Genomic DNA, 15978 nt, shown 5'->3' with positions numbered 1-15978 from the left:
GCTCAGACCGGGACGCGGACCTGCTGCAGGATCCCGCCCAGGACGGCCTCGGTGCGGACGCCCTCGAGCTCCGCCTCCGGCTCCAGCTGGATGCGGTGGCGCAGCACGGGCAGGACCATCGCCTGCACGTGGTCGGGGGTGATCGAGCCGTAGCCGTTGAGCCAGGCCCAGGCGCGGGACGCCGCGAGCAGGGCGGTCGAGCCGCGGGGGCTGGTGCCGAGCTTGACGCTCGGGCTCTCGCGGGTGGCGCGGGCGAGGTCGACGATGTAGCCGAGGACGTCGGGGCCGGCTCCGACGCGCCGGGCCGAGGCCTGGGCGGCGCGCAGACGGGCGGCGTCGAGCACGGGTCGCACGCCCGCGGCGTCGAGATCGCGCGGGTCGAAGCCCGCGGCGTGGCGCGAGAGCACCTCCACCTCGACGTCGCGCGGCGGGATGTCGAGCACGAGCTTGAGCAGGAACCGGTCCAGCTGGGCCTCCGGGAGCACGTAGGTCCCCTCGTACTCCACCGGGTTCTGGGTGGCGGCGACGAGGAACGGGTCCGGCAGAGGCAGGGTGCGCCCGTCGACGCTGACCTGGCGCTCCTCCATCGCCTCGAGGAGCGCGGCCTGGGTCTTCGGCGGCGTGCGGTTGATCTCGTCCGCGAGCAGGAGGTTCGTGAAGACCGGGCCCTCGCGGAAGGCGAAGCCGGAGGTGGAGGCGTCGTAGACGAGGGAGCCGGTGATGTCGCCGGGCATCAGGTCCGGCGTGAACTGCACCCGGCGGGTGTCGAGGCCGAGCGAGACGGACAGGGCGCGCACGAGCAGCGTCTTCGCGACTCCGGGGACGCCCTCGAGCAGGACGTGGCCGCCCGCGAGAAGGGCGATCAGGAGCCCGGAGACGGCGCCGTCCTGGCCGACGACCGCGCGGCCGACCTCGGAGCGGACCCGGTCGAGCTCGGCGCGCAGGTCGTCGTCGGAGACCGGCGCTCCGTCGCGGGCGGAGGGGGTGGTGTCGCTCATCGGGAGGGGCCTTCCGGTCGTCGGGCGGTCGTCGGGGAGAGGTCGGCGCGGAGCGCGCTCTCGAAGCGGAGGAGGTCGTCGGAGGCGGCGACGAGGGCGGCGTCGTCGCCCGGCAGGTCGTCGACGAGCAGACGGCGCAGCGCGGCCTGATCGCGGCCGAGGCGCTCGGCGGCGACGGCGACGATCTCGTCGACCCCGGTCGCCGGAGCGAGTCCCAGGAGCGCGGCCGTCCGCCGGAGGGTGCCGATGCGCAGTGCGTCGAGGGCGCGGGGCCGCAGGGCTCCGCGCGCGTAGAGCCGCGCGCGGCCGCGGGCCGTCTCGCTCGCATGCACGACGACCGGCAGCGGCTCGACCGCGAGCGGGCCGAGCCGGCGGCCGCGCCAGACGGCGGAGGCGACGAACACGGCCACCAGCAGCAGGAGAGCCGGGGTCACCCAGCCGGGCGCGAGGTCGGCGGGTGCAGGGGTGGTGCTCGTCGAGTCGGCGGCTCCGGCGCGGTACCAGACCAGCCGGTCCTCACCGCCGAGCAGTCCGAGTGCGAGAGCGGCGCGGCCGTCCTGGCCGACGGTGCCGTTGCGGAGAAGGTCGGCGTCGCCGATCGCGGTGACCTCGGCGCCCTGCGGGAACACGGTGCTCACGAGCAGGAAGCCGTCGTCGCCCGAGGGGAAGCAGCCGACGGCGTCGCCGTCGTCGAGGATCCGGTACGTGCTCCCTCCGGCGGGGAGCGTCCCGGCGCGCTCGGCCGCCGGGAGCGGGCACTCGGCGCGGAAGGGGCCGTCGCCGGCCGGGGAGCCGGCGAAGCGGACGTCCGGCAGCAGGGCGTCGAGCGCGGCTCCTCCCGGGGTCACCAGGACGAGCGAGGCCGAGGCGCGGGCGAGCCGGCGGTACTGGGCCTCGTCGAGGGCCACGTCCGGGTCGTCGACGAGCAGTGTCGCGTCGGGGGAGGAGGCGGCGAGAGCGGAGTCCAGGTCGTCGGCGCGGACGACCTCGACGCCCTGATCGCGCAGCACCTGGGCGAGCGCGCGGGCGCCGTCCGGGGTCGCGCTGTCGACGTCGAGGTCCGGGGCGGCCACCCGGGTCCCGGTCGCGACGGTGAGCAGCAGAGTGCCGACCGCGACGATCACGAGGAGGAGCGCCCACACCCGTCCGCGGCGCAGCAGTGCGCCGAGGGTCGGGCTGGAGACCGTGTCGGCGCTCACCGGGGCGCCGCCAGGGCGTCCAGGACCGGCGAGGCCGCGGCGAGCTCGCGGTCCAGAGCCGCGACCCTCTCGTACTCGGCCGGGCCGCAGGGCTGCCCGAGGTAGCGCACGCGGTCGAAGTCGTCGGCCGTGCGGCGCAGCGCGGCGGCGGAGGAGGGGAAGGCCGCGGAGGCGCGCGACGCCAGGCCGAGCGCGGTCGTGCCGGGCGAGACCCGCAGGACGGTCCGCTCGTCGAGGGAGCGCACCAGGGCGCGGAAGCGCTCGACGAGCGCCTCGTCCCAATCCCCGCGGGCGGCCGCGGCCTCGGCGAGCGAGCGGAGGGTCGCGGCCGAGCGGGTGTCGTCGTCGGCGAGCACCGCTCCCGTGACGGTGCTGCGGCGACCGGCGCGGGGCCGTCCGGCGATGACGAGCGCGGCCACCACGAGCGCCACCAGCACGAGCACGCCGATCACGGCGGCGATCGGCACCGGCGGGCCGTCGCCCTGCAGCGTGAGGGAGGCGAACCAGTCGCGCACCGCCTGCACCACCCGGTCGAAGAGGGTCGGCTCGGCCGCCCGGTAGCGCGGGTCGGCGAGCTCCTCGAGGAGGAGTCGGCGCGCCTGCTCCGCGTCGGGCTCGAGAGGGGCCGCGGCGAGGATCACGGGCGCTCCGGCACGGGGAAGGGATCGGGGGAGGGGCGGCCCGCCGCGCGCTCCTCGACGTGGCGCATCAGCACCAGGTCGAAGCCCTCGCGGCGCATCCGTCGGTCGAGGTAGACCAGGCCCGTCACGGCCGACTGGAGCACGGTGCCGACGGCGCCGATCACGAAGCCCACGGCGACGGAGGCGATCGTCACCACGAGCGAGGTGACGAGCTGCGCGTCCGGGTCGGTCGGGGCGATCAGGGCGCCGGCGATCGGGATGAGCAGGCTGAACGGCGTGGCCACGATCTGGCCGGCGACCTGGATGATCACGGTCATCAGCGCGAGCGCGCCGAAGGTGCGCCAGAAGCCGCCCGCCACCAGCCGCCAGGAGCGCGCCACCGCACGGCGCAGCGGCAGCCGCTCGACGACGATCAGGCTCGGAACCAGGGCGAGCTTCGTCGACAGCCAGACCCCCAGCGCGAGGGCGACCAGGCCGGAGCCGACGAGCACCAGGATCCCGCCGACGATCGCGCTCGACGTCCCGTCCATCGCTCCGATGACGAACAGCGGCACGGCGAGCGCCACGGCGAGGAGCACCAGGAGGAGGTAGCCGACGCCCTGCAGGACCGTCCAGCCGATCAGCGCCCAGAAGCGGCCCCGCAGCCGGGCGAGCAGCTGTCGGAAGGTCGCCCGCTCGCCGAGGACGCCGCGGGTGACCTCGAGCACGACCACGCCCTGCACGAGGGCGCCGCTGGCGAGCGAGACGGCGAGGGGGATGAGGGCGGCCAGGACCACGACCGCGAGGGAGCCCGCGCCGACGGCGTCGCGGTCGGCGGACTCCGCCTGCGCGATGCGCCCGACGGCGAGCACCGCGATCAGGCCGTAGACCGCCAGAGCGAGCACCGACCCGAGGCCCTGCACCAGCAGGGCGACGCCCAGGGTCGTGCGGGGGCTGCGGCGGAGGACCTGGAACGGGGCGCCGAGCAGGGTGCCGAAGCCGAGCGGTCGCAGCGGCACGAGGCCGGGCTTGGGCGGGGGAGTCCAGCCGGGTGCGGGGCGACCGGGCGACCAGGGGCCGGCGCCGGAGGCGGGCGACCAGGAGCCCCCGGCGGGAGCGGGTGGTACGGGACCTGCGCTCGGCGGCGCGGGCGACCAGGAGCCCCCGGCGGGAGCGGGTGGTACGGGACCTGCGCTCGGCGGCGCGGGCGACCAGGCCGGGGCGACGGGAGCGGGCAGCGGCCTGCGCCGGTCGCCGTCCTGCGCCGGGACGGCCGCGTCGTCCGGACGCCCTGCGGGCGGGGGCCACTGAGCTGCGTCGGTCATCCCCTCCATGCTGTCACAGGCGTGCGGGCGGGGTCCTCCCCCGAGCGGACCCCTTCGCCCGCCGAGGCCGCTCCCCGCCCGCGGGGAGGTGCGTCGGTTAGCCTGGGTCGGGTCACCGTGCGCGCCGTGGGCGGGCGCGACCCGAGACGAGGAAGAGCAGACCGATGAGCGCGCGCATTCTGGTGGTCGACGACGACGCCGCCCTGGCCGAGATGATCGGCATCGTCCTGCGCGCCGACGGGTACGACGTCTCCTTCTGCGCGGACGGCTCCGGCGCCCTCGAGGCCTTCCGGCGGGCCCGGCCGGACCTGGTCCTGCTCGACCTGATGCTGCCCGGGATCGACGGGATCGAGGTGTGCCGCGCGATCCGCGCCGAGTCCGGAGTCCCCGTCATCATGCTGACGGCCAAGTCCGACACCTCCGACGTCGTGCAGGGCCTCGAGTCCGGCGCCGACGACTACATGGTCAAGCCGTTCGACCCCAAGGAGCTCGTCGCGCGGATCAGGACGCGCCTGCGTCCCGCCACCGCCGCCGCGAACGCGGTGCTGCAGGTCGGGGACCTGAGCCTCGACGTCGCCGGCCACGAGGTCCGCCGCGGCGAGACGCGCATCGGCCTGACCCCGCTCGAGTTCGACCTCCTCCTCGCCCTCGCCTCCAAGCCCCAGCAGGTCTTCACCCGCGAGATGCTGCTCGAGCAGGTCTGGGGCTACCACTACAAGGCCGACACCCGCCTCGTGAACGTGCACGTCCAGCGCCTGCGCGCCAAGGTCGAGAAGGACCCGGACGACCCCCGCATCGTGATGACCGTGCGCGGCGTCGGCTACCGCGCCGGCGCCGTCCTCCCGGGCTGACCGTGCCCCGCCTCGCCGCTCCCGACGTGCGCCGGTGGCCCCGCCGCGTGCTCGGGGTGTGGCGCACGTCGCTGCAGTTCCGCGCGGTCGCGATCACAGTTCTGCTCAGCGGCATCGCCATCGGCTCGACCGGCGTCTACCTCTCGTACAGCATCAGCGACAACCTGTTCCAGTCGCGGCTGACGCAGGTCACGGGCGACACGTCGCGCGCGACCCGGGCCGCGCAGGGCTACCTCGACGCCGCCACCGTCTCCACCCGCCAGGACATGGAGGAGGTGATGAGCTCGGTGCGCACCGCCGTCCGGGACGCCTCCTCCTCCGCGCTGATCGCCGTCGTGCGCTCGCCCGACCAGGAGGCGTCCTCGCTGGCGCCCCAGGACATCTACAACCGCGAGCTGCAGAACGGCGTGATCAGCGACGCGCTGCGCGAGCGGGTGCAGGCGGGCTCCGACGGGCAGTACTGGCAGTCGGTGACGCTCGACGCCTCCGGTCAGCAGCAGCCCGGCATCCTCGTCGGCTCGACCCTCGAGCTGCCGAGCTCGGCCGGGCGCTACGAGCTGTACATCGGCTACTCCCTCGCGGACGCGGAGCGGACGCTCCAGTTCGTGCAGCAGGTGCTCAACGTGGCGGGGATCCTGCTCATCCTGCTGATCGGAGCGGTCAGCTGGGTCGTCGTGCGGATCGTCGTCGCCCCGGTCCGGGTCGCGGCCGAGACGAGCCAGCGCCTCGCCGCCGGCGACTTCGACGTGAGGATCCCGGAGCGGGGCCAGGACGTGATCGCGACCCTCGCCCGGTCCTTCAACGGCATGGCCGACAGCCTGCAGGACCGGATCAGCGAGCTCGCGACGCTCAGCCAGGTCCAGCAGCGCTTCGTCTCGGACGTCTCGCACGAGCTCCGGACGCCGCTGACGACGATGAAGCTGGCCGGGGACGTGCTCTACGACCAGCGCGAGGACTTCGCCCCGGTCGCCGAGCGCACGGTCGAGCTGCTGCACAGCCAGATCGACCGCTTCGAGAGCCTCCTCGCCGACCTGCTCGAGATCTCCCGCCACGACGCGGGGTCGGCCGAGCTCGAGCTCGAGCCGGTCAACCTGGTGAAGCTGGCCGGCGACGAGATCGAGGCGATGCGGGGGATCGCGGAGGCGAACGGCTCCCGGCTCACTCTCTCCGCCCCGGGCGGTTACTTCGACGCCGACCTCGATCCGCGCCGCATCCGCCGGATCGTCCGCAACCTGCTGGGCAACGCGATCGAGCACGGCGACGGCCGCGAGGTCGTCGTCACCGTCGACAGCAACGCCAGCGCGGTCGCCCTCGCCGTGCGCGACTACGGGCACGGCATGAGCAGCGAGGAGGTGGTGCGCGTCTTCGACCGCTTCTGGCGCGCCGATCCGTCCCGCCGCCGCACGCTCGGCGGCACCGGCCTCGGCCTCTCCATCGCGCAGGAGGACACCGCACTGCACCACGGCTGGCTGCAGGTCTGGTCCGTGCCCGACCGCGGCGCCTGCTTCCGCCTGACCGTGCCCCGGCACCGCGGCGAGCGGATCGAGGCCTCGCCGCTCCCGCTTCCCCCGGTCGACGCGGGCGAGCAGGCCTACAGCGGCCCGATCGTCCTCCCGCCGCTGCAGGCTCCTCCGGTCGGGGCCGCGGGGGTGCTCCCGTGAGGCGCGGCGTCCTCCGCGCCGTCGCGGCCGCCGCGCTGCTCGCGTTCGGGCTGGCCGGGTGCGCCGGCATCCCGCGGGACGGCGACGTCGGAGTCGGACGGCCCGACACCGCGCCGCAGGACCTCCAGTACGACTTCCTCCCGTCGGGACCCGCCGTCGGTGCGTCGCAGCGCGACATCCTGACCGGCTTCATCGACGCCGCGTCGAGCCCGCAGAACAACTACAAGATCGCCCGCGAGTTCCTCTCCACGGGAGCCGACTGGACGCCGGGCGAGCACGTGACGGTCGACGAGGGCCAGCGCTCCGCCTCGCCGCAGTCGGGATCCACGCTCTCGTTGACGATCACGCCCGTCGCCGAGGTCGACGCGACCGGCGTCTACACCGACGTCGCCACCACGGCCGGCCTGACCCTCGACTACGGCTTCGTCCAGGAGAACGGCGAGTGGCGCATCAGCGCGCCACCGAGCGGCGTGGTGATCGACCGCACCACCTTCGAGCAGGTCTTCTCGACGCACGCGCTCTACTTCTTCGACCCCGGATACCAGTACCTCGTGCCGGACCTGCGCTGGTTCGCCTCGCGCGCCGACAGCTCCACCAGCACCACGATCGTCACCGAGCTGCTGCGCGGCCCCACGCCGTGGCTGCGGGACTCCGCCGCCGTCGTGTCGGCCTTCCCGACCGGCACGACCCTGGCGGCCGAGACCGTCCCGGTCGAGTCGCAGCGCGCCGTGGTGGACCTGAACCCGGCCGCTCTCGAGGCCGATCCGGCGCAGTGGCGGCTGATGGCGCTGCAGCTGAACCGGAGCCTCGCGAACGTCTCGAACGTCACCGGAGTCGCGCTCTCCGTCGAGCAGAACCCGATCGACGTCCCCTCCGAGGTCACCGGGCTGCCGACCTCGCCCCGCGTCGACACCCGGCCGCTCGTGCTGACCGACGATGCTTTCGGATTCCTCGGCTCCTCCGGGCTGGCCGGCCTCGGGATCTCGGATCGGATCGAGGCGCTGCAGCCGCGGGCCGCGGTCCTCGGCGAGCAGCGCGGGGCCGACTCGGACGCATCGGCCGCCGTGCTCACCGCCGCGGGTGTGAGCCTCGTGGAGCCCGACGGCGCCGACGTCCTCCTCGACGCGCGGTCGGGCCTCGTCGCGCCGACGATCGATCCGCTCGGGTACGTGTGGTCCGTGCCGTCGGCCTCGCCCGGGCAGCTGGTGGCGTACTCCGCGGACGGCTCGCGCTCGATGCAGGTCGCGACGGCCTGGAGCGAGGTCGAGTCGCTCGCCTCGATCGCCGTGTCGCGCGACGGCACCCGGATGCTGGCGCTCGCCCAGGACGGGCAGCAGGCGACGGTGCTGGTGGCCGGCATCACCCGCTCACGGGACGGCGACCCGGTGGCGGTCGGCGAGCCGGTCGTCCTCCGCTCGACCCTGGGGACCGCGGTCGCCGCGGCCTGGACGGACGAGCTCGATGTGGTGTCGGTCGTCCGCGGCTCGACGGGAGAGGACGCCGTCACGATGAACCTGCTCGGCGGAGGCGCCACGGCCCTCGGCACGACGACGGGCACGGTCCAGATCGCCGCGGGCAACACCTCGACCCAGATCCGCATCCTCGCCGAGGGCGGGGAGCTCCGGCAGCAGCGGGGCTCGGCCTGGCAGACGACCGCGACGGACATCCGGCTGCTCGCGGCGCAGACAGGCATGGGGTCCTGACGGGTCCTGCCGGCGGCGACGAGCCCTTCCGACGGCGGCGCGCTCCGGATGCTCCTCCCCAGGCGCGTCGGGCGGGCGGATCGTCCCGATCCGACGGATCCGCCCGTCGCGCCGCGGCCCGGACGGCGAACGTGGAGGCATGCTCTCCGATCACCTGCTCGACGCCCTCGCCGTCCTCCTCCCGCTGGAGTGCCCCGCCTGCGGAGAGCCGACGAGCCGGGCGCCCTGTCCGGACTGCTCGGCCGATGCGGCCGCCTCGGCGTGCCTGCTGACCCGCGTCGTCGGGCCGCCGGACGATCCGCTCCTCGTCGTCACCGGTGCCCCGTACGAGGGCACGGTGCGCCGCCTCGTCGTCGCGCTGAAGGAGGAGGGCCGCACGGCCTGCCTCGCCCCGCTCGGCGCGCTGCTGCGTCCCGCCCTCGGCGCGGCGCTCGCCGGCAGCCCCGCGATCCTGGTCGTCCCGCCCGGCTCCTGGCTCGGCCGCGTGCGGCGGGGCGCCGATCCCGTCGCGCAGCTGGTCGCCGCGGCGGGAGGGCGGGCGGCGCGTCCTCTGCGGCGGTCGCGGATGGTCCGCGACCAGGTCGGGCTCGGCCGCGTCGAGCGGCGCGGCAACCTCGACGGGGCGTTCCGCGCCCGCCGTCCGCTCTCGTCGTGGCCGCCGATGGTCCTCGTCGACGACGTGGTCACCTCCGGCGCGACCCTGCTCGAGCTCCGGCGCGCCGTGCGTGCGGCCGGCGGGACGGTCCGGGCCGCGGCGGCCCTGGCCGGCACCGCGCAACGAGGAGGGAACGTAGCAGCAGAATCCGGACGAACTCCCGGTGACGATCCGGTGGCCGGGGTCTACGGTGGGGGCACGGCGTGAACGGTCCGCCCCGGAGAAAGGCGGCACGCCGTACTCGACTGGGAGGTTGTCATGGACATCGACATCACAGGACGCAACATCGACATCACCGATCGCTTCCGCGCGTACGCGACGGAGAAGTCGGACAAGGTGGCGCACCTCGCCGATCGTGCTCTCGCACTCGAGATCAAGGCGAGCAGGCACGCCGAGGGCAAGGGCTCGGCCGGCGGCGACCGCGTGGAGCTGACGCTGATCGGCAAGGGGCCCGTGGTCCGGGCCGAGGCGAGCGGAGCCGACAAGTACGCGGCGTTCGACGTCGCCATCGGCCGGCTGCTCGAACGGGTGAGACGCGCCAAGGACCGGAAGAAGGTCCATCGGGGCCAGCATCGGCCGACCTCGCTCCGCGACGCGGCCGCCGACGACTTCAGCGTCGTCGCCATCCAGCCGGCCGACGCGGCGGTGCTGGAGCAGCTGAGCACAGGCGTCATCCCCGTGCAGGAGGCGCCGGAGCCGGTGGAGGACGAGGTCGAGGAGCCGTACTGCCCCGTCGTCATCCGCAAGAAGGTCTTCGCCTCCGTCTCGATGACCGTCGACGACGCCGTCGACTACATGGAGCTGGTCGGACACGACTTCTACCTCTTCATCGACTCCGACACGAACCGCCCGAGCGTGGTCTACCGCCGCAAGGGCTGGGACTACGGCGTCATCGGCCTCGGCGACGAGGCCGACGAGCTCGCCGAGCAGGCCGCCGGCTGAGATCCGACCCCGGGCCCCGGAGCATCCGCTCCGGGGCCCTCCCCGTGCCCAGGCAGGGAGTCCGCCCAGGGCGGACGCGTCGCCCCGACCGCTCGCCGCCCGCCCCGGCTAGGCTGGTCGCGGTCCGCGCTCCGGCGCGCGACTCCTGTCTTCTATTTTTTTGGAGTACCCCGTGGCCTCTGTCCTCGAAAAGGTCCTTCGCGTCGGGGAGGGGCGGGTCATCCGCCGCCTCGAGAACTACGCGAAGGCCGTCAACGCCCTCGAAGAGGACTTCACGCACCTCAGCGACGAGGAGCTGAAGAACGAGACCGTCGAGCTGCGCGAGCGCTACTCGAACGGCGAGTCCCTCGACGACCTGCTGCCGGAGGCGTTCGCCGCCGTCCGCGAGGCCTCGCGCCGGACGCTCGGCCTCCGCCACTTCGACGTGCAGCTCATGGGCGGCGCCGCCCTGCACCTGGGCAACATCGCCGAGATGAAGACCGGAGAGGGCAAGACGCTCGTCGCGACCCTTCCGGCCTACCTCAACGCGATCGCCAGCCGCGGCGTGCACATCGTCACGGTCAACGACTTCCTCGCGTCGTACCAGTCCGAGCTGATGGGGCGCGTGTTCCGCGCCCTCGGCATGACGACCGGAGTGATCCTCTCGGGCCAGACCCCGGAGCAGCGCCGCGAGCAGTACTCGGCCGACATCACCTACGGCACGAACAACGAGTTCGGCTTCGACTACCTCCGCGACAACATGGCGTGGCAGGCGCAGGACATGGTCCAGCGCGGCCACTTCTACGCCATCGTCGACGAGGTCGACTCGATCCTCATCGACGAGGCCCGCACCCCGCTGATCATCTCCGGGCCGGCCTCGGGCGAGGCGAACCGCTGGTTCGCGGAGTTCGCCAACCTCGCCAAGCGCCTCGACGAGGGCGAGGACTTCGAGGTCGACGAGAAGAAGCGCACCGTCGGCGTCCTCGAGCCCGGCATCGAGAAGGTCGAGGACTACCTCGGCATCGACAACCTCTACGAGTCGGCGAACACCCCGCTGATCTCGTTCCTCAACAACGCCATCAAGGCGCGGGCGCTGTTCAAGAAGGACAAGGACTATGTCGTGCTGAACGGCGAGGTCCTGATCGTCGACGAGCACACCGGGCGCATCCTGGCCGGACGCCGCTACAACGAGGGCATCCACCAGGCCATCGAGGCGAAGGAGGGCGTGCAGGTCAAGGCCGAGAACCAGACCCTGGCGACCGTCACGCTCCAGAACTACTTCCGCCTCTACGCGAAGCTCTCCGGCATGACCGGAACGGCCGAGACCGAGGCCGCCGAGTTCATGTCGACCTACAAGCTCGGCGTCGTCCCGATCCCGACGAACCGCAAGATGCAGCGGATCGACAACGCCGACCTCGTCTACAAGAACGAGCAGGTCAAGTTCGCCCAGGTCGTCGAGGACATCGCGGAGCGCCACGCGGCCGGGCAGCCGGTCCTCGTCGGCACGACCAGCGTCGAGAAGAGCGAGTACCTCTCGCGCCTGCTCGCCAAGAAGGGCGTGCGCCACGAGGTCCTGAACGCCAAGAACCACGCGCGGGAGGCGGCCATCGTCGCCCAGGCCGGCCGCCTCGGCGCCGTCACCGTCGCGACCAACATGGCCGGTCGAGGCACCGACATCATGCTCGGCGGCAACGCCGAGTTCCTCGCGGTCTCCGAGATGACGGCCAAGGGCCTGAACCCCTCCGAGACCCCGGAGGAGTACGAGGCCGCGTGGGACGAGGTCTTCGCCGCCGTCAAGGAGAAGGTGGGCGAGGAGGCCGAGAAGGTCCAGGCCGCCGGCGGCCTCTACGTGCTCGGCACCGAGCGCCACGAGTCGCGCCGCATCGACAACCAGCTCCGCGGACGCTCGGGCCGCCAGGGCGACCCGGGGGAGAGCCGCTTCTACCTCTCGCTCACCGACGACCTCATGCGCCTGTTCAACTCCGGCGCCGCCGAGGCGCTCATGGGCCGGGGCAACGTCCCGGACGACATCGCCATCGAGTCGAAGGTCGTCTCGCGCGCCATCCGCAGCGCCCAGTCGCAGGTCGAGGCCCGCAACGCCGAGATCCGCAAGAACGTCCTCAAGTACGACGACGTCCTCAACCGCCAGCGCGAGGCGATCTACTCGGACCGCCGCCACATCCTCGAGGGCGACGACCTGCACGAGCGCACCCAGAAGTTCCTCGTCGACGTGATCGACGAGATCCTCGAGGTGCACACCGGCGACGGCAACGGCGACGACTGGGACTTCGACGCCCTCTGGACCGAGCTGAAGACGCTGTACCCGATCAGCCTCACCATCGACGAGGTGGTGCAGGAGGCGGGCAGCCGCGGTCGCATCAACAAGGAGTTCATGCGCCGCGAGATCCTCTCGGACGCGCAGCTCGCCTACCAGCGCCGCGAGGAGCAGCTGGGCTCTCCCGCCATGCGCGAGCTCGAGCGCCGTGTCGTGCTCTCGGTGATCGACCGCCGCTGGCGCGACCACCTCTACGAGATGGACTACCTCAAGGACGGCATCGGCCTGCGCGCGATGGCCCAGCGCGACCCGCTGGTCGAGTACCAGCGCGAGGGCTTCGCCCTGTTCCAGCAGATGATGGGGCAGATCCGCGAGGAGACCGTCGGCTTCCTCTTCAACCTCGAGGTCGAGGTGACCCAGAAGCAGGGCGAGGTCGCCGGAGTCGCGGCCAAGGGCCTCGCTCAGCCGGTCGCTCCGGCCGAGAAGCTCAGCTACTCGGCTCCGAGCGACACCGGCGGCGTCGAGGTCCGCGACCAGCGCGGACAGGTGCAGCAGGCGGCCACCGCGAAGGCCCGCGCCGAGGAGGCCCGCAAGGCGCTCCCCGAGGGCGAGGCGGAGGAGACTCCGACGACCGGCGCCTTCGGCCAGAAGCCGGGCGGCTCGGACGCCCCCGCCAACCGCGAGGAGCGACGCGCGCAGTCCAAGCGCCGCTGAGTCCTCCCCGGACGACGCCCTCGGCCCCGGTCCCGCAGCAGCGGGGTCCGGGGCCGTCGGCGTTCCTGCGGAGGCTCGGAGCCCGGCCTCGCCTGCCGTCAGGACTCGCCGCGCGCGAGGGCCGAGACGAAGCCGCCGGCGAAGGTGTCGCCGAGGCCGATCGTCGTCGGCCGGTCCGTCTCGAGGACGAGCCCGGGGACGCAGCAGGCCTCGAGCGTCGACTCCACCGCTGCGCACACCGCTTGCGAGCCGGGCTGGGGAGGGAGTCCGCCGACGCGGTCGTAGTCGGCGGCGGTGAAGCCGTCCCCGAGGAGGTAGCGGGCACTGGCCATCGTGACGGCGCCCCGCAGAGCCCCCCGGTACCGATGCGCCCGGCCGCCGACGGCCGCCGACCAGTGCCGGGTGTGCACGATCAGCACCGGTCCCGGGAGCTGCGCGGCGGCGTCGCGGAGCGCGGTGACGACCGCGACGGTGTCGAGCAGGTCGATCGGCCGGCCGAGCATCGCCTGGAGCTCGTCCTCGTTCATGCTGAGGACGTCGACCCGATCGAGCAGTGCCGCCCGCGCTCGTGCCTGGAGCTCGGGGAGGTGGAAGCCCGCGTCCTCGTAGATCACGACCGCGCCGCGGGGCAGCGCGTCGAGGTGCCGGCGGAGTGTGGCGAGTCGGTCGTCGAGGACCGCCTCGTCCTGGATCGAGTTGAAGCCGGACACGAGGACGATGCGGGCGTCCGCGAGGACCGTGCCGAGCTCCTCCGCCAGCAGCAGCTCGCGGTTGGGCGGGTCGTTCGAGACGATGACCCGGTTGGGGTGCGGAGCGACGAGCTCCGCATCGCCGACCCGCACCCGCGCGCCGCGGGGGAACTGCACGATCAGGTGCGGGTCGGTGCTGTCGGCCCTCGCGCTGAGCACGTAGTCGTTGCCGACGGGGAGCAGCCGGCGCACGTGGTCGTCGATGCTCACCAGGTGCTGGGTCGCGACGAGGCCGTGCACCGCGAGTGCGTAGCCGGCCCGGACGCCCGTCCCGCCGAGGGTGATCCTGCGGGGGAAGCGCTGCGCGAACTCCTCGACGACGCAGGAGGAGGAGGCGAATCTCTCCCCTCCCGCGCCGACGGCGAGGAACGCGAGGAGGGCGACGACGAGATCGCGCTCGGTGTCGACCGGCGCCGTCGTCGTGAGCTCGTCCGGGGCGATCCGGTAGTCGTCGACGAGGGCCTGGACGACCGCGTCGTCCCAGTCGATCTCGTAGTCGACGGTCCCGCCCAGTCCGAGCACGATCCTCGCGTTCACCACGTCTCCCGCGCCTAGTAGAGCGAGGCCTTGCCGGCGGAGCCGAACAGGTCGATCTTCTGCGCGGCCGTCTCCTTCATCGCCGCGATGGACGGCGGCTGGATGGTGTTCGGCTCGCGGACGGACGGGTCGGCCAGCACCTCGCGCATGCGGTTGTGGTACGCCGCCTTGATGTCGCTCGAGATGTTGATTTTGTTCACTCCGCGCTTCACCGATTCCGCGATCTCGGCGTCGGGGTTGTTCGAGCCGCCGTGGAGGACGAGGGGGACGGCTACGCGCTTCTTGATCTCGGCGAGCAGGTCGAGCTTGAGCGCCGGCTTCATCGAGGCGGGGTAGAGGCCGTGGCTCGTGCCGATCGCGATCGCGAGGCTGTCCACGCCGGTCGACGAGACGAAGTCGACGGCCTCGTCGGGCTCCGTGTAGATGATGCTCGCCGCTCCGTCCTCGGCCTCGTCGTCGGTCTTCCCGATCGTGCCGAGCTCGCCCTCGACCGAGACGCCGACCGCGTGGGCGGTGTCGACGACGCGCTTGGTGACGGCGACGTTCTCGTCGTAGGGGAGCATCGAGCCGTCGATCATCACGGAGGTGAAGCCGGACTTGATCGCCAGCAGCACCTGCTCGTAGGTCGCGCCGTGGTCGAGGTGGATGGTGACGGGGACGCTCGAGCGGTGGGCGCGGGCGATGATCGCGTGCAGGATGTCGACGCCGGTGTGGCTCAGCTCGTCGGGGTGGATGGCGATCAGGAGCGGGGACTGCTTCTCCTCGCTGATCTCGAACAGCCCGTTCATCATCGCGTAGTCGCTGACGTTGAAGGCCGGGACCGCGAAGCCGTTGGCGTTCGCGACGTCCAGGAGGTCTTTTCCGGATACAAGCATTCTGTGATCGTCCTTCTCTGTGGTGGTTCCGGGCGCGCGGTCGCGCGCCTCAGCTCTTGACGGCCCCGGCGGTCATGCCGCCGATGAAGTACCGCTGGAAGAAGAGGAAGAGGAGGAGGACGGGGATGCATCCGAGGATGCTCATCGCCATCATCTCGTTCCACTCGTAGGAGTTCTGGCCCATCAGCAGCTGGATGCCGATGGGGACGGTGCGCATGTCGTCGGTGCGCGTGAGGGTCAGCGCGAACAGGTACTCGTTCCACGCGATCATGAACGTGTAGACGCCGACCGAGACGATGCCCGGGATCGCGATGGGCACCAGGATCCGCCACAGCACGGTCATCGGGCCGGCCCCGTCCATCCGCGCCGCCTCGTCGAGGTCCCGGGGGAGGGTGTTGAAGTAGCCGGTCAGCATGATGATCGCGTACGGCAGGGTGAAGACCAGGTAGGTGAGGATCAGGCCCTGGTAGGTGTTGTAGAGGCGCAGCACCACCATCAGGCCGAAGAACGGGATCAGCAGCGTGATCGGCGGGACCGCCTGGACGCTGACGATGATCACGTTGATCGGGCGCTTGAAGCGGAACTCGTAGCGGCTGAACGCGTAGGAGGCGAGGATCGCGACCACGAGCGTCAGCACGACCACGGCGATCGCCACGACGTAGCTGTTGATGAAGAAGCGCACCTTGGTCGGGTCGCCGAGGATGCCCGAGTACGCATCGAACGAGAACGTGTCGGTGATCAGCCGCGGCGGGTACTCGAAGATCTCGGTGTTCGACTTGAACGAGCTGGCGGCCATCCAGATGATCGGCAGGCCCGCGAAGGCGGCGCCGATCAGCAGGAGGACCCAGACGCCGAGCTTGGCGCCGAGCTGCCGCGGTGCGCGCGGGGGCCGGGG

The 15978-nt window shown here is 72.6% G+C and carries 13 protein-coding genes; 6 read left to right on the top strand and 7 right to left on the bottom strand.

Annotation, left to right across the window (positions count from 1 at the left end; genetic code table 11):
* Positions 1-2: 2 nt before the first annotated feature.
* The 4 genes from C5C27_RS07520 to C5C27_RS07505 are packed head-to-tail and all read right to left on the bottom strand — an operon-like array spanning position 3 to position 3836.
* On the bottom strand, positions 3-998 hold the full coding sequence (locus tag C5C27_RS07520) for a MoxR family ATPase (RefSeq protein ID WP_104224137.1): 996 nt from the start codon (positions 996-998) through the stop codon (positions 3-5).
* Positions 995-2197: a DUF4350 domain-containing protein gene (locus tag C5C27_RS07515; RefSeq protein WP_181133472.1), complete on the bottom strand. Its 1203-nt coding sequence runs from the start codon at positions 2195-2197 to the stop codon at positions 995-997. Before C5C27_RS07515 ends, C5C27_RS07520 begins: the two co-directional genes overlap by 4 nt.
* Positions 2194-2838, bottom strand: coding sequence for a DUF4129 domain-containing protein (locus tag C5C27_RS07510; protein WP_104255252.1), 645 nt, complete (start codon positions 2836-2838; stop codon positions 2194-2196). The genes C5C27_RS07515 and C5C27_RS07510 overlap by 4 nt, the downstream gene beginning before the upstream one ends.
* Positions 2835-3836 carry a hypothetical protein gene (locus C5C27_RS07505; protein WP_104232799.1) on the bottom strand — a complete coding sequence of 334 codons (1002 nt, stop codon included), beginning with the start codon at positions 3834-3836 and terminating at the stop codon, positions 2835-2837. The genes C5C27_RS07510 and C5C27_RS07505 overlap by 4 nt, the downstream gene beginning before the upstream one ends.
* A 470-nt stretch (positions 3837-4306) precedes the next feature.
* On the opposite strand from C5C27_RS07505, the gene mtrA reads away from it, so the two are divergent.
* The 6 genes from mtrA (at position 4307) to secA (ending at position 12922) form a co-directional block, all read left to right on the top strand.
* A complete protein-coding gene (mtrA, locus tag C5C27_RS07500; protein WP_104224133.1) occupies positions 4307-4993 on the top strand; it encodes an MtrAB system response regulator MtrA in 687 nt (228 codons plus the stop codon).
* Between the two features lie 2 nt (positions 4994-4995).
* Positions 4996-6654 (top strand): MtrAB system histidine kinase MtrB, encoded by a 1659-nt coding sequence (gene mtrB, locus C5C27_RS07495; protein ID WP_244229464.1) that lies wholly within the window; start codon positions 4996-4998, stop codon positions 6652-6654.
* Positions 6651-8357 (top strand): LpqB family beta-propeller domain-containing protein, encoded by a 1707-nt coding sequence (locus tag C5C27_RS17980; protein ID WP_181133471.1) that lies wholly within the window; start codon positions 6651-6653, stop codon positions 8355-8357. The genes mtrB and C5C27_RS17980 overlap by 4 nt, the downstream gene beginning before the upstream one ends.
* Before the next feature lie 139 nt (positions 8358-8496).
* Entirely contained in the window at positions 8497-9219 is a 723-nt protein-coding gene (locus tag C5C27_RS07480) for a ComF family protein (RefSeq protein WP_104314026.1), read from the top strand.
* 51 nt (positions 9220-9270) lie between these two features.
* Positions 9271-9954: a ribosome hibernation-promoting factor, HPF/YfiA family gene (gene hpf / locus C5C27_RS07475; RefSeq protein WP_104224131.1), complete on the top strand. Its 684-nt coding sequence runs from the start codon at positions 9271-9273 to the stop codon at positions 9952-9954.
* A 172-nt stretch (positions 9955-10126) separates the two neighbouring features.
* Positions 10127-12922: a preprotein translocase subunit SecA gene (gene secA / locus C5C27_RS07470; protein WP_104225488.1), complete on the top strand. Its 2796-nt coding sequence runs from the start codon at positions 10127-10129 to the stop codon at positions 12920-12922.
* A gap of 98 nt (positions 12923-13020) precedes the next feature.
* Here the strand turns inward: secA and C5C27_RS07465 are convergent, their stop codons facing one another.
* From C5C27_RS07465 to C5C27_RS07455, 3 genes are read right to left on the bottom strand one after another with little or no spacing between them, the layout of a single operon-like run.
* Entirely contained in the window at positions 13021-14211 is a 1191-nt protein-coding gene (locus tag C5C27_RS07465; RefSeq protein WP_258066545.1) for an ADP-dependent glucokinase/phosphofructokinase, read from the bottom strand.
* A gap of 11 nt (positions 14212-14222) precedes the next feature.
* Entirely contained in the window at positions 14223-15083 is an 861-nt protein-coding gene (locus tag C5C27_RS07460; protein WP_104238058.1) for a ketose-bisphosphate aldolase, read from the bottom strand.
* A 49-nt stretch (positions 15084-15132) separates the two neighbouring features.
* Positions 15133-15918: a carbohydrate ABC transporter permease gene (locus C5C27_RS07455; protein WP_374955276.1), complete on the bottom strand. Its 786-nt coding sequence runs from the start codon at positions 15916-15918 to the stop codon at positions 15133-15135.
* Between the last annotated feature and the right edge of the window lie 60 nt (positions 15919-15978).

This window comes from Rathayibacter sp. AY2B7 (assembly GCF_002931635.1).
GTDB lineage: Bacteria > Actinomycetota > Actinomycetes > Actinomycetales > Microbacteriaceae > Rathayibacter.
Note: the sequence above shows the minus strand (reverse complement) of the source record. Positions and strands in the feature narration are given on the sequence as shown.

Bases quoted from the DNA above. Each gene is read 5' to 3' on its own strand.
- mtrA (WP_104224133.1), top strand. From the start codon at position 4,307: ATGAGCGCGCGCATTCTGGTGGTCGACGACGACGCCGCCCTGGCCGAG.
- C5C27_RS07460 (WP_104238058.1), bottom strand. From the start codon at position 15,083: ATGCTTGTATCCGGAAAAGACCTCCTGGACGTCGCGAACGCCAACGGC.
- C5C27_RS07520 (WP_104224137.1), bottom strand. From the start codon at position 998: ATGAGCGACACCACCCCCTCCGCCCGCGACGGAGCGCCGGTCTCCGAC.
- hpf (WP_104224131.1), top strand. From the start codon at position 9,271: ATGGACATCGACATCACAGGACGCAACATCGACATCACCGATCGCTTC.
- C5C27_RS07480 (WP_104314026.1), top strand. From the start codon at position 8,497: ATGCTCTCCGATCACCTGCTCGACGCCCTCGCCGTCCTCCTCCCGCTG.